This is a genomic window from Streptomyces sp. BoleA5 (genome assembly GCF_000373665.1).
GTDB lineage: Bacteria > Actinomycetota > Actinomycetes > Streptomycetales > Streptomycetaceae > Actinacidiphila.
Genome location: NZ_KB892092.1, coordinates 25145 through 39069, shown reverse-complemented (window position 1 = coordinate 39069; position 13925 = coordinate 25145). Strand labels below are relative to the sequence as shown.

Genomic DNA, 13925 nt, shown 5'->3' with positions numbered 1-13925 from the left:
GGCGCGCGCCTTGGCGTCGTTCGCTCGCTCATGCGGTGACCTCCAGGCGCAGCCCGTCCAGGTGGAGCCGTCCACGAACGGTGTCGACGGTGGTGGAACCCTCGGCGGGCGTGAGGGTGAGGCGTACGCCGTGGGCGGACCCGGATGCGGCGGCGACGGTGCGGCTGGCGGGAACCCGGGCGGCCAGCGCCACGTCCAGCAGGGCGAGCAGCGCCCGCGTCTCGGCCTCCCCGAGTGTCCTGCCGTATACCCCGTCCGCCGCCAGGTGGGCGGCGGCGTCCCTGCGCTCGGCCTGTTCCTGCAGCTGCCCGGCGCGCAGCCGGGCCCGCTGCGCGTCGTTGCGTTCGATGCGGCCGGGACCGTGCAGGGCGGGGGTGCGGCCGGACTGCACCAAGGTGCGGGCCAGCTCCACCGGCTCGGCGTCCCACCAGGACGCACGGCCGGGGATCTGCTCGGGGTCGGCGTACGGCACGCCGGCATGGCGGGGCGCGCCGAGCCCGAAGACCGCCTGGAACAGGGCGTGCGCGTCCTCGTCGCTTTCGCACGAGGTGAACCACTGTGCGAGGTGGCGTAGTTGGCTCTCCCGGCTCACCCCGCCGCGCCGGGCCTCGGTGACCCGTCGCAGCAGGGCGAGGACGGAGCGGATGGCGGTGACGGTGGCGTCCTGCAGTCGCTCGGCCTCGCTGTGCTCGCGCTCGGCGAACCAGTGGACGATGCCCTCCCACCGGTGCCGCCAGTCCGCGAGGCGCTCGGCGGGGCTGCGGAAGAGCCGCTCGTCGGCCTCGGCGGCGTACTCGACCATGCGCTCCACACCGGTGGCGGCGGCCTTCTCGACGGCCTCGGCCAGCAGCGGGGCGTACCGGCCCAGCTCGGCGGTGAACTCGCGCATGTGCGCCAGCAGGGTGTCCTTGTGGGTGAGGAACACCTCGGGCCGGGTGTCGTTGGTGCGCGCCAGGTCGCCCAGCATGAGGTAGAAGCGGGCGGCGCGCTGCGCCATCTCGTTCAGCACGGAGTCCAGGCGGCCGAGCTTGCGGTACACCTCCTCGGCGTCCCCGGCGGTGTTGGCCTCGGCGAGCGCGTGCAGATCGGCCAGGACGTCCGGGAAGACGAGCCGGGACAGTTGGGCGTCCTCGAGCCGCGCGCCGAGCACGTCCTCCACGGCCCGGTACGCCCGGTATCCGGCCTGGGTGAACTGGTAGACGTAGTGGCGGTTGCGGTACTCCGCGAGGTTCGCCGCGCGTGTCCCGTCGTACGAGCGGTCCAGGATCCGCCAGTCGGCGAGCGCGTCGAGCAGCGGCTGCACGTCACCCACGGCCGCGGCGGCGGGGTGGTCGGCGGCGATCCGCTCCAGCAGCGCGGCGGCCTCCGAAGCATGCAGCAGCACCTGGTAGTTGGCCCGCCCGCGGTCGAAGGCGCGCAGCAGCCAGAGGTAGTCGCCGCGCTTCTCGGCGGCGGCGAAGTGGAACAGCCGCAGTCGGTCGTCGAGGGTGAAGGCGTCGATACCGAACGCACCGTCGGGCGCGGTGTCGGGGACGTCGGGCTCGTCATGCACGGATGCGGCGGCTTTCCTGGTTTCTCAGCACGGGCGGACACCAGTCTGCCGCACCCGGACGGGTGCATACGACGGCCGCCCTCATCGCGCCGGAACGTGACCGCAAATGATCGTGCCCCACCGCCTGCGGCGCCCCGGCGACCACCATCCCATCCGGGGTCTTGCGTCACCCGGGCCGAGATGCCTCTCGGGCCGGGCGATCCTGATGGCATCTGCTCCTCCGTTCCTCCCGTACCAACCACTGGCCGAACCGGTGTTGCCGTTGGCGGCTCCTTAGCGTGCGAGCTGCCCAGTGTGGCTCTCGGTCTCGTCACCTTCCGGAACACCCCGGCTTCACGGCTCGAGAGTCCCGATGACCTGCGTACTCTCGTCTACGGTCGCCCGCCGGTTCATGTCTGGCGAGTCTCGTTGGACCTTGTCCATACGGGGAAGACGCCCAAGCCGGCGATACGTGTCCACTCTGGCAAAAGTGGATTTCATCCCTTCCGTGGAGGGAGATCCCTGCCGTTACGGGAGGCCGAATAGACTCTGCTGTCATGTCGAACCCTGATGAGCTGCTCGTCGCCATCTCCGCCGCGGTGGAGTCCGAGCGAAGCAATCAGATGTCGCTGACGGTGGTCGTCGGCGGTGCCGTCATCACCGGGCGGTTGGCCCCTGAGGCCATGTGGCGGGAGCGGGTGGCCGAGGTCCTGAAGAACTCGAATCGTCTCGGCCCGTTCTCGGACATCTTCGCCGGCGGCCCGGGGGTCAAGCGGCCCGGTCCCGGTGCGGCACCCACGCATCTGCACTTCCATCTCGCCCGAATCCTGCAGGGCAGTCTCGGGATCCCGGAGACAGGCGGGATGTACCGAGTCGCGATCAAGGACGTCAGCGCATGGACCGTGGGCGATCTCAGCTACTTCGACCAGTGAGACGCTGTCTCCACCCCGCTGTCCAACCGGCGGTATCCCAGCGGACGGCGGCGCAGCGGTGGGGGCCCTGGCCATGCGCGCCGGCAGGGCCCCATCGGATCCTGAGGCTTGTGGCACGACACCCTCGCGCGGATCGCGGCCTTTCCGGATCAGCGTGGGCACCGCCCACGCCCCGTGCCCGCGGTCATCGATCGCCTCGCCCACCTCGCGCCGGGCCTGACCCGCGCCCTGTTCACCACGGTCGCGGAGTATGTTCTGGTGGACGGCACGCTCGCGGAGTGCGAGCGGATCGGTGACGGCCGCGCCGACTACTCCGGCAAGGGCCGCCGCCCACGGTGCGAACCCGCAGGCCATCACCGACCCGCGAGGCGAGATCGTGTGGATCTCCCGGGCGCTGCCCGGCCGGACCCACGACCTGACTGTGGGCCGCGCCGACCGCAACATCGCCGATTACGTCCGCTCTCAGGCGCCGGCGCGTCTTCCATCGCGCCCTCGCAGCCCCAACCGCCTGGCGTCAGCAGTCAGCGCCTTCCTCACCCTGGAGAGGCGACGCTGAAAACGCTCAGTCGCAGACCTGGTCCGTCCGGCTTCCCGGCGGGGTCAGGGCCTTCTCCCCCGCCGTGAGGCCGCGCCCGGCCACGGTGCAGAGCTTCTCCAGCCAGCGCTCCGCGTCGAGTTCGAGGACGTACCCGTCCGAGCCATCGACCACGCCCATGGACGCGCCGTTCTCGGTCAGATCGGCGGTCGCGCCGTACCCCGGCGTGAAGGCGTAGCGCTGCGTGCCGCTGCGGACGTCCCAGGTGGTGTACTCGTTCAGCGTGCTCTGGGTGCTCAGCGTGGATTCCGATGCGAAGGCGCCGAGCCATTGGACGCCGCGGTACGTCAGCGGCTCCAGCCACTTGTCGTTGCCCTGCTTGTCCGTGTCCCACACCCGTACGACGCCCTCGTAGCTCAGCACCGCGAGGAACCGCCCCGTCGGGTCGAAGGCCAGCTGCTTGACGACACCGACCTTCCGGGCATCGATGGACGCCGCCTCGCGGCCGTCCTCGAAGTCCCAGATCACGATGTCGTACTTCCCCGAGGGTGTGCGGACGGCCGCCTGCGCGTGCCCCGGGCGTGCCACCGCCCACGTGCCGGCGGCCGCGAGGGACACCTCGACCGGCTCCTGGGCCCTGGGCTGGTAGGGCGTGCCCACCGCCCGGCCGAGCGCCAGGTCCCAGCGCACGACGTACGACAACGCGGAGATCACCACATGGTCCCGGTCGTCGAAGGTCGTGGTGACCCACGCCGGTGTACGGCCGGAGCGCGGGTCGGGGCGCGTGGGGTCGATGCCGGGCGGGCGCGGCAGATCGATCGGGTCCCGTTCCTGAAGGGTGTTCCCGCGCACCTCCCAGACCAGGACCGAGCCGCTGTCGGCGGCCGGTGTGAGGACCCGTGTGCCGTCGGGGCTGAACGTGGCGTACAGGGCGGCCAGCGGACGGGACGGACGCGCCGCGGCCAGCTGGCGGTGCGTCCGCAGGTCCCACAGGCGCAGCGCGTTGCCGTCGGCGTCGACGCTGACGACGCGGTCGTGGTCGGCGTCCACGGTCCTGATCCGGGCGGTGAGCATGGCGCTGTCGAACCCGGACGGTGCCGGAACATCGGCCACCATCACCGTCGCCCCGACACCGACCGCGGCACGGAGCCTGCCCGGTGGTCCGGTGAGCGCCACGGCGGGCAGCTGGGAGTCACCGGTGAACGACTCGTCCTGCTGGGCGGGCGCGGGCAGGTCGAGGGTGGCGGGGCGCCCCTCGGCCAGGTCGAGCACCAGGAACCGGAACCTGCCGAGCGCGGTACCGAAGCGCTGCACCGGGTTGAGGAGGAAACGGCCGGTCCGGTCCAGGCGCGGCACGTACAGCGGGCAGACCAGGCCCAGTTGCCGGGTGCTGTACTGCCGGCGCACCTTCGGCGTGCCGGTCAGGTCCCAGGACTGCAGGATCCCGTCCGCGGTGCACCGCACGAGCGTCCGGCCGTCGCCGCTGACCGTGACAGGACCGGTCAGGTCCGTTCCCCACGGCGACGGGTCCCGCAGGCCGTCGGCGAGGTTCCAGCGCACCAGGCGGCCCTGGGCTCCTTCGGCCGCGCCTTCCCGGGTGATCCGGCCGATCACCGTCCCCTCGGGGCCGAACCAGGCCTGGGCCGTCTGCCAGCCCTTCGGTGGGCGCAGCTCCCTGCCCACGCGCCTGCCGGTCTCCGACTCCCAGACCAGGACCCCTTCGCCGGGCTGCGCGGCGAGCACCCTGCGTCCGGTGCCGTCGAAGCGGAGGTCGGTGGCGGCGCGGGCGTTGGCCCGTACGGCGTCGCCGTCCCGCAGGACGACCGTGCGCCAGCGGCCGTCCGCGTTCGGCCCGATCCCCAGTGACACCTTCCCGCTGACGGAGGCCCGGGCGGAGATCCGCCCGTCGGGCGAGAGCGCGACGATCCTCGAGCCCCCCGGCAGGCCCCTGCGGTCCACCGTGTCCGTGCCGAGCGTGAGGCCGACGGCGTCGCCGGAGGTCATGCCCACATTGAGGCGCCGGCCGTCCTCGCTCATGGCGACATCACGGACCGGGGCGTGGTCGTCCCACACCACGCGCTCCACGTGCCGGAGCCGCAGGTACTGCCTGATCAAGGCGGTGCGCGCCGCCGGCTCCTGGGCCGTGCGGTACGCCGCCCCCGCGAACAGGGCCGACGTCACCACCGAGACGTCGTCGAGTTGCTCGGCCTGCGTCGCCAGCTGCTGCGACGCGGCCATCCGCAGCTGGCCGTCGAGTTCCCCGTTGCGCCACAGAAAGAGCCCGGAGGCGACCAGCGCGAGCACCGTCAGGACGGCGAGCCCTCCGATGAACCACCGCTTCTGCCGTACCCGGCGCTTCGCGAGCTCCTCCTGGGCCGCGCGTCTGCCGACGGAGTGGTCGATGAATTGCCGCTCGGTGTCGGTCAGTGCGGGACCCCGTTGCGCCAGCCATCGCTCTGCCGTCGCCAGCGGCTCGCCCTCCAGCAGTTGCCCGCGATCCACGTCGTGCCGCAGGTCCGCACGCCAGGCGAGGAACCTGCGGTCCTGCCGTACGCGCTCCTCGAGCCGCTTCCAGGCGCCGATCAGTGCCTCATGGGCGAGTTCGGCGCTGACCGGTTCCCCGCTGCCGCCGCGCAGGACGAGCAGCCGTCGCTGGGCGAGGGCGGTCGCGATCCTCCAGCGTTCCTCGCCCGCCTCCTCCTGTCGCAGGGCGTTGCGCATCGGGACGTCGCCGCCCGGCAGGAAGCGGACGAGGTCGGTGAGCAGCCGCATGGCCTCGGCATCGTCCGCCTCGCGGACGCAGCTGCGCCAGGCGGTCTCGGCGTACTTCCCCAGGGCGCCTCGCACGCCCCCCACTTCGCGGTAGGTGTCGAACCTGAGCCTGCCGCCGGCCTGTCCGTCCCACAGCTGTGCCATGACGAACCCCAGCAGCGGCAGCGCGCCGGGGCCGTCCCCCGCGTCGTCCAGCATGCGCTCCACGAGCCCGTCGTCGTAGGTGACGGACGGTGTCAGCTCGAGGGGGCCGAGGATCACCTGCGCCAGCTGGTCGCGGGACATGGGGGCGAGCGGATACACGCTGCCGCGGCCGAGTGCCGGGCCGAGGCGGGGATGGCTGAGGGCGGCGTCCATGAAGTCGGACCTGAGCGTGATCAGCACCCGCAGGCCGTCGGACCGGCGCTCGGGGAACAGCAGCCGGACGGCCTCCCCGACCGCTTCGTCCGGTTCCGCGAGGAGCTCCTCGCCCTGGTCGAGCACGACGAGAAGCCGTTGCTCCGCTTTCCCGCTGGTGGTGCGCAGGACGTCGATGAGTCCGCGGTCCGCGAGGAGGTCCTCCACGGCCCGGACCTCCCGCGCTCTGGCGGCGCCGATCAAGGCGGGATGGACGACGGTCACGAGTTCGGAGGCGAGCGCCGCTCGCAGGGAGGAGTCCTCACCGGCGCGGACCACGACGACGGCGTGGCCACGCTCCCGCATCCGCGGGACCACGCCCGCGCGTGCCAGCGAGGACTTGCCGCAGCCGGAGGGGCCGACGAGGGTGACACACGGGTCGGGCCCGGTGAGGAGCGCGGTGACCTTAGCGCTGTCGCTCCGGCGGCCGAAGTGGACCTCGGAGTCGGCTTCCTGGAAGGTCGACAGGCCGCGGTAGGGGGTGGCGGGGCGCACCACGGGCGCAAGGTCGGGCAGTTCGCCGACGAGGGTGCGGGTGGGTATCAGGAAGCTCTGCTGGACCCCGCCGGGCTGGATCACGACGACCATTCCCGCGACGGCGCGCAGTTGTTCGTCCCAGACCGGGCTGCCGCTGAACCCTTCCTCGACGGGCACGCCGTGTGGGTCGGCCTGCGAGAGCTGGAGCCAGCCTTCGGCGGTGGCGCCGCGCAGCCGCCCGTAGTGCCAGACGCCGCCCGGGGAGCGCCAGGGGAACCCGGGCACGCGTACGTCGTGTCCCCAGACGCGTTCTGTGTCGGCCATGTGCACCGGGTGGGCGCCGGGTATCGGGGCGCGCAGCCGCAGGACCGCGATGTCGCCGGTCTGGTCGGGGCGCACGGGCACCCAGTGCTCGAGCTCCGCGGTGCCGGCGCCCGATGCGAAGGGCAGGTCGACGTGGAGTTCGGTGCCGGCCGCCACGTCGTCCTCGCGGGGCCGGCGCAGAGCGTCGCTGACCACGTGCGCGCAGGTCAGCACGAGGTCGGGTGCGACAAGGAAACCGCCACCCACGGGTTCCCCGTCGGGGCGTTTGACGCGGACCACGGCGGCCGCGAGTGCCTCCTCGGGGCTGCGGGACGCGGCGCCCGTCGCCGTCACCTCGGCCGTCACCGCAACCTCCGGTCCCCCGTGACCCCCGGTGGGTCAACTCCGTTACGGAGTATGACCGTTGGGGTCTGGTCGGTCACCCCGGTTCCAGGTCAGCGTGACCGAGAAGTTGGCCGCCGTGGCGGTGCTGGCGATCACGACATCCGCCTCGGCGGACAGGGAGACGCCGAATTCGAGGGTGACCGCGTCCGGGGCGTGCGCCATCCCGCGGACGCGGCTCACGAAGCTCTCCGCCACGGGCCGCACGGTGTCCAGCATCTGCCCGAGGGACCGTTCGGCGCGCGCCACGGCGCGGCCGCCGCGACCGACCCGTACAAGACCGTCGTCCAGGTCGCGCACCTGGACCCGGATCACGTCGTCGCTGCCGTCGCCCAACGGCACTTCCACGATGCGCACAGGGCGTTCGGTCATGGCGGTCCTCCTTGGCTCCGGGGCGGGGTGCGGCGATCTTAACGGCCTCAACGGAGCCTTTGGCAGGGCAAGTTGGAGGTTCGGGGGATGCGTGCGGCGGCCGGGCCAGGACGGCCTGCGGACCTCGATATCCCGCCGAGGAGGCACGGAGGAACTTTCTTCACGCCTTTCTTCACGCCTTTTTTCATGTCTTGACAGAACGCGGACAAGGCTGTTTCGATCTGCTCGCGTCCCGAGGAGGGAGAGGGGGCGGATCCGTCCGAGGGATCGGGACCCTGTACGACCCGCGCATCCCACCAGAAAGGAAGGACACCGTGAGACGTTCCCTTATCGGGGCAGCCGCAGCTCTCACCTTGGTCGTTCTCGCCGGCACGGAGTCCGCGGCCCCGGCCGCCGTACCGCACCACCACGGCTCGTCGGTGGCGGGCACCTACTCCACGGGGGCCGGCCACGCGTGGCAGCCGGCGCCGGCCGTGAGCCCGGACGCCCCCGCCGACACGACCGTCGTCGTCGACCCGAGCAGCCCGCGTCAGCAGTACTCGGGCATCGGGTTCTCCCTGGACGAGACGAGCGTGTCCAACCTCTGGAAGCTCACCCCCGCCAAGCGCGAGGAGGCCGTCCGGCTGCTCGTCGACCCGAAGACCGGGGCGGGCCTGAACCGCTTCCGCCTCACGATCGGCAGCCCCGACCTCATCGAGCACCTGCCGTTCTGGTCGGAGGACGACCTTCCGGCCGGCGTGACCGACGACTTCCAGCTGAAGCACTTCTCCATCCAGCGCGACATCGACCTGCACATCGTCGACACCATCAAGCTGATCCAGCGCTACAACCCGAAGGCGACGTTCTTCGCGTCCGCGTGGAGCGCTCCGGCGTGGATGAAGACCAACAACCGGTTCACGGGCGAGGTGGCGCTCAAGCCCGGAAGCACGACGGACTACTACCAGGTCGGCAAGCTCCGGGACGACTGCATCGACGTCTTCGCCCGCTACTACGTCAAGTTCGTGCAGGCGTACGCCCGTCACGGCATCCGCGTCGACGCCCTGACCCTGCTGAACGAACCCGGCATGGACGTGGTCTACCCGGCGATGGACATCAGCGTCGCCCAGCAGCAGAAGCTCGCCGTCGCGATCAAGAAGGCCCTGCGCAAGGCCGACCTCGACACCGGGCTGTACGTCCACGACTTCAACTTCTGGGACTGGCGCGACCCGAACAGCACGGCGACCAAGAACTACTACCGCATCTTCAACGACGCCCCGGACGGATCGGTGACCGGCAAGCAGGTCCTGAACGCGACGGACGCCGTGGCGTTCCACCCCTACTGGGGCGACCCGAAGGTCATGCGCGACGCGTTCGAGCAGACGGGCAAGCCGGTCCACATGACGGAGACCAGCGACCTGTCCGCGGCGACCATCCTGAACTATTTCCGCCTCGACGCGAGCTCGTACGTCCTGTGGGCGCAGGCCACCGATCAGGACGGCGGCACGCTCCACTGGACGCCCGCGCGGGACAACGACATCGACTGGGACGAGGTCGCCGCGACCACCAAGTGGCCCGACCGCCTGGTCAAGGTGAACACCACGACCAGGGACTTCACCGTCCGCGACGAGCTCTACACCATGGGGCAGTTCGCCAAGTACCTCGCGCCCGGCGACGTGCGGCTGGAGTCGAGCGCCACGACGGACGGCGTGAGCAACGTCGTCTACCGGCACGGCGCCGACAGGTTCGTCGCGGTCCTCGGCAACGCCAACAGCACGGACACCACGGTGCGGGTCGTGCTGGCAGGCAAGTCGTTCGCGGTGAAGGTCCCGGCGAACTCCTACGCCACGTACCGCTGGCAGCAGCGCATCCCCCGGCCCCCGCACAACAGGGCGCCCGTGGTGGCTGCGGTGCCCGATGTGGTGGCCGACCAGTACGGCACGACGCAGGTGCCGCTCAAGGCGACTGACCGCGACGGCGACCGGCTCGCCTTCTACGCGACCGACCTCCCGGACGGCGTCACCGTCGACCCGGCCACGGGGGTGGTGACGCTCAAGCCGACGGTGGCCGGCGAGCAGGACGTGACGGTGACCGTCACGGACGGCGCCGCGCACGCAGAGGTGACCCTGCACGTGACGGTACAGCCGCACAGCGCACCGGTCGGAGTGAGGGTGGAGGCGGAGTCGTACGCGGCCCAGCACGGCTGGACGGCGGGCGGAGCCAACTTCATCGAGGCCAACCCCGCCGCCAGCGGCGGCGCGAACGTGGGGTGGACGGCGGCGGGCAACTGGCTGGACTACGCGGTGGACGTGCCGAAGGCGGGCACGTACGACCTGGAGCTGCGCGTGGCCACGGGCGGCGGTGCGGCCATCCCGGACGCGCTGTCCTTCCGCGACGCGAGCGGCACGACACTGGCCACCGCGTCCGTCCCGAACACGGGCGGCTGGGCCTCGTACCAATCGGTCCACGTCCCGGTCACCCTGGCCGCGGGCGACCAGGTGGTCAGGCTCTACTGCGAGACGGGCGGCTTCAACATCGACTACCTGCGGCTGTCGTAGCGCCTACGGTGCTCGCCGTCGTCGCTCCCCGGTCGCCCACGGGGAGCGACGGCGAGCACCATAGGAGACGGCTACTTGGAGATACCCATGTCGTCGAAGCGCTGCATGAGGGAGGGCTTGCCCCGGTGTGCGGCACGCAGTTCTCCGGCCCGCCGGTCGAAGTCAGCGGTGCCGCTGGTGCGGGCCTCCAGGTCGCGCAGATCCATCAGAAGGGCAACGGCGGCGTCATAGGCGCCGGACTTCTTCTGGGCGATCAGGCCGTCGACGTCGCGCCACGCCTGTTCGGTGTCCTGGGCGAGCCGTTCGAGGTGCGCCTCGCGTGCCTTGGCGGCGGCGCGCGCCCGGCTCTCCTCGGCCGCGGCGCGGGCAGTGCGCTCGTGCTGACGGCGCTCGGTGCGGCGGCGGTGCGCCGCGTCAAGGAGCTCGGCCGCGGAGCGCCGGGCGGTTCCGCCACGAGGGGCGGGGACGGCGGTGGCGCGGTAACGGGCCAGGAGCTGGGGGCCGGGGGAAGGCGCCGTGCCCAGCGCCGCCTCGACCAGCAACGCGTCCTTGTCGGCGGCGGGAAGCCCGGCGACGAAGGCCGCCAGTGCCGAACGGTCCACGGCGTTCGCGGTGGCGGGGCCGCTCCCCTCGGCGGCGGCCGCGAGCAGGTCCGCGTCGACGCCCAGGAAATCCACCAAGGCCCGCTGCGATCCGGTGAGTGAGGCCAGCCCCGCGGGGACGGGCGGCTCGACGGTGCGGGCGTATTCGTCCTCGTCGTCGTCGGCGAGCTCCCATACGGTGAGCCCGGCAAGCCATGCCAGGTACAGCGGCCGCAGGTCCCCTGCCGCGAGTTCGGCGCGCAGTCCCACGAAGGCCGAGAGATCGTAGGACGTGTCGAACTCCCATTCAGCGCCGTCCTCCGAGGACACCGAGAAGTCGACCAATGTGTGCCCGCAATGGGTCCAGGCACTCAGCGACTCGTCCAGGGCGTAGACGTTGGCCTTCTTGGCCGTGAGCGAGCCCGCGGGCAGACGCAGGACGAGGCGGCGGCTGCCCCAGTTCGCGTAGTACAGGTGGGCGTCGTAGTACCGCTCGACCAGTTTCGTCGTGTCACCGCGGAAGTCGCCCCAGTGGTACTCGTTGACGAAGCGGGTGGAGGTGATGTCCGCGCGAGTGGACAGCGCCCGCACCTGGCTCATCTCGTCGGCGTCCAAAGGGCGGTCCACCGCGAGGAACTCGTAGTACTGGTACTCGCTCACGACACTGCAGCCTATCGGCCACACACGCAGGGGGTGGGTCAACCACGGAGCCAGCCGAACAGCCCGCTGCGGCGCTCGCGTTCCCGCTCGGCCTCTGCTTCGGCTTGCTCGGCCGCTCTGCGTTCGCGCTGCCGGCGGCAGTATGGGCATTCGTCGCCGCGGACCAGGTGCGGGGCGTCGTCGGGGTAGACATCGTCCTCGCAGGTCGGGCAGGACCACTTTGATGCCTCCCGTCGTTTCTCTCTCCTCTCTTCCCGACGCACGCGCTTCTCTTCGATGGCGCGCCGGACTTCGCGACGCTGCTCCTCGCGGCGAAAGAAGGCACTTCGGTTGTCGGGGTTGTGCAAGGCGTCGGTGAGGCTTTCGGCCGTGCCGTGGCCGAAGCGCCACCAGATCGCCCCGCAGGGGCCGTGCTGGCGCAGCCGGGACAGCGTGGTGGCGAGGACGGGCACCATGTCCTCGTAGTCCCGGTAGCCGTCGCTGTCTTCGCCGTTCGGGGTGTAGTGACCCGCCTGCCAGCTGCCCTGCCAGTGCTCACTGGACAGCCGCGCGACCTCGTGTATGCGAGCTCGCATGGCCTTGGGGCCGACCTGTTTGGTGAAGACGAACGCCACGGGAGGTAGACCCTCGCGACCGGACGCCTGCCAGACGGTCGACCACAGCGGGACGTGCTCCCCGTCGTGGTCCTTGATGGTGCGCTGGAAGAAGCGGCGGTAGCGGGCGATCTTGTCGGCCACCGTGGCGGGTGGTTCGGTGCCGTTGTCGACCTCCACGAACAGCACCGGCAACCCCTCCTCCGGAGCAGTCAGAACCGCGTCGGCGCGCAGGCTGCCCCTGCCCGGCGTGGTGAAGGTGCCGGTGACGGGGAGAGTGACCTCGGTGCGCCAGCCGTGAAGTGTGCCAAGTCCTGGGGGGCGGCCAGTGAGTGGGCTCGTCGGCCCATCGGCGGGCGGTCTGGCACGGCGGACGATTGGCTTGGTCGGCTGAGGCGGTGACTGCAGAAACGCGTCAATGGTGTCGGTCACCTTCACCGCGTGCGCCGCACCGACCCTGGCCGCCTCCCGCGCTGTACCGCCCATCTCACCGAGCGGCCGGTCCAGCTCCGCCGCGGCCGTCGCCAATCCGGCCGTGGTGAGATTCCACAACTGCTCGCTGACCGGCCGCCCCGACGGGCCCGTTCCGGTCGCCTTGCCGACCGACTCCACCAGCCCGGTGTCGCGCAGGTCCTTGCACGCGTTACGGACGGTCTGTACGTCGGCGGTGCCAGGAAGAACAAGCTGACGGAGTTGCGTGACAGTGGCGACCTTCACCACTCCCAGCGCCAGCAGCACCAGACTCCGCGACCGCGCCGTCGACCCGAACCGCCACCGCTTCGCACCCGTCACCACGCTCTCCCTCCCCAGTGCGCCCGGCGCCGCACCACCCCACCCGGGGACCCACGGTCCGCGCCGCCCCGGCGGCAGCCGGAGATCCGGGGCTGGGACGGGCACCCGGGGCCCCACCTCGCGACCCCTGCACGACCACTCCACCACCCCCCACTGACACACAAGACCAGGAACAGCAGGAGCAAAGGGGTTGTCGAGGCGCCGCCCACCGGCAAACATGGGAACTGGCCTGCGGCAACACCGCACGCAACGCGGAAAGTCACCGTAGGGCGGGGTGTAGGGAGGACTGTAGGGAACGCTGTAGGAACGTTTGTACACGCCCACGGCAACTGCGCCTCGCTACCGGACAGGACCGCAGGCACCGTGCACCGCTTCCTAGCCGCCCCACCACTCACCGCCCGACTCCCCGACAGCCCACGCGCCACGAAACGCACTCTCGGCTTTCGGATGCCTGCTTGAAGTACAACGGAGAGTGGCCAGCCCGAGTGGGAACTCACCGACTACTGCGGCCCCACTCACCGTCCAAGGCTGACGCGGTGGTCGGTGAGTGGTGTCGGGCTAATGCACCGAGCGCCCCGGTGGTTCGCGATGCTCGGCGACGAGCAGGGGCGCGCGCTTGGCCTCAGCCGACCGTCGGACAACGTGACGACGCGTGGACCGGTTTACCTGTGGGTCCTCCGCCTGGGCACACCATCGCTCTCGCGGGGTCCGGGGCGTGAGGACGTCTGGAGGTCATGCCGCCATGGGGCGATCATCACTCCTGGGCGTCTGGCCTGGGTCAGCGTGGCGACAGCTCCCGCCTACGGCTGGTCCCGATCCTCCGGCCTCAGCACCTACGTGCCCATGCCCTCCTCGGAACGCGTCAGCCCCTCAGCACGTACCCGCTCCATGGCACGCTGCGCCGTCGAGTTGACCACGCCGAACTCGGCCGCAATCTGCACCACGCTGGGGACCTTGCTGCCAGGCAGATAGGCGCCGTCCGTGATCCGCTTAATGATCACGTCAGATGGCGGCCGCCGATGCTGGTTGGCCCGCGGCCATCCCG

At 71.2% G+C, this 13925-nt stretch carries 8 protein-coding genes and 1 pseudogene; 3 read left to right on the top strand and 6 right to left on the bottom strand.

Annotated elements, in window-relative coordinates:
* Window positions 1-28 precede the first annotated feature (28 nt).
* The gene (locus B085_RS0107680; protein WP_018557988.1) at window positions 29-1552 is read right to left on the bottom strand and encodes a TIGR02677 family protein; all 1524 of its coding nucleotides are present in this window, start codon (window positions 1550-1552) and stop codon (window positions 29-31) included.
* A 536-nt stretch (window positions 1553-2088) separates the two neighbouring features.
* Here B085_RS0107680 and B085_RS0107675 point away from each other — a divergent pair.
* Window positions 2089-2463, top strand: coding sequence for a hypothetical protein (locus tag B085_RS0107675; RefSeq protein WP_018557987.1), 375 nt, complete (start codon window positions 2089-2091; stop codon window positions 2461-2463).
* 114 nt (window positions 2464-2577) lie between these two features.
* Window positions 2578-2935: pseudogene (locus tag B085_RS50570) on the top strand (transposase family protein); the annotation flags it as partial.
* A gap of 90 nt (window positions 2936-3025) precedes the next feature.
* Here B085_RS50570 and B085_RS0107670 read toward each other — a convergent pair.
* Window positions 3026-7312, bottom strand: coding sequence for a trypsin-like peptidase domain-containing protein (locus B085_RS0107670; protein WP_018557986.1), 4287 nt, complete (start codon window positions 7310-7312; stop codon window positions 3026-3028).
* Window positions 7313-7354: 42 nt separating this feature from the next.
* The gene (locus B085_RS0107665; RefSeq protein WP_018557985.1) at window positions 7355-7720 is read right to left on the bottom strand and encodes a CU044_2847 family protein; all 366 of its coding nucleotides are present in this window, start codon (window positions 7718-7720) and stop codon (window positions 7355-7357) included.
* A 314-nt stretch (window positions 7721-8034) separates the two neighbouring features.
* Here B085_RS0107665 and B085_RS0107660 point away from each other — a divergent pair, with 314 nt between their 5' ends.
* Window positions 8035-10254 (top strand): carbohydrate-binding protein, encoded by a 2220-nt coding sequence (locus B085_RS0107660; RefSeq protein WP_026250779.1) that lies wholly within the window; start codon window positions 8035-8037, stop codon window positions 10252-10254.
* Window positions 10255-10325: 71 nt separating this feature from the next.
* On the opposite strand, the gene B085_RS0107655 is transcribed toward B085_RS0107660, so the two are convergent.
* From B085_RS0107655 to B085_RS0107645, 3 genes are all read right to left on the bottom strand, one after another.
* Entirely contained in the window at window positions 10326-11495 is a 1170-nt protein-coding gene (locus tag B085_RS0107655; RefSeq protein ID WP_018557983.1) for a hypothetical protein, read from the bottom strand.
* Window positions 11496-11533: 38 nt separating this feature from the next.
* A complete protein-coding gene (locus B085_RS0107650; protein ID WP_158689681.1) occupies window positions 11534-12826 on the bottom strand; it encodes a replication-relaxation family protein in 1293 nt (430 codons plus the stop codon).
* An 887-nt stretch (window positions 12827-13713) separates the two neighbouring features.
* Window positions 13714-13881, bottom strand: coding sequence for a GntR family transcriptional regulator (locus tag B085_RS0107645; protein WP_018557981.1), 168 nt, complete (start codon window positions 13879-13881; stop codon window positions 13714-13716).
* Window positions 13882-13925 lie beyond the last annotated feature (44 nt).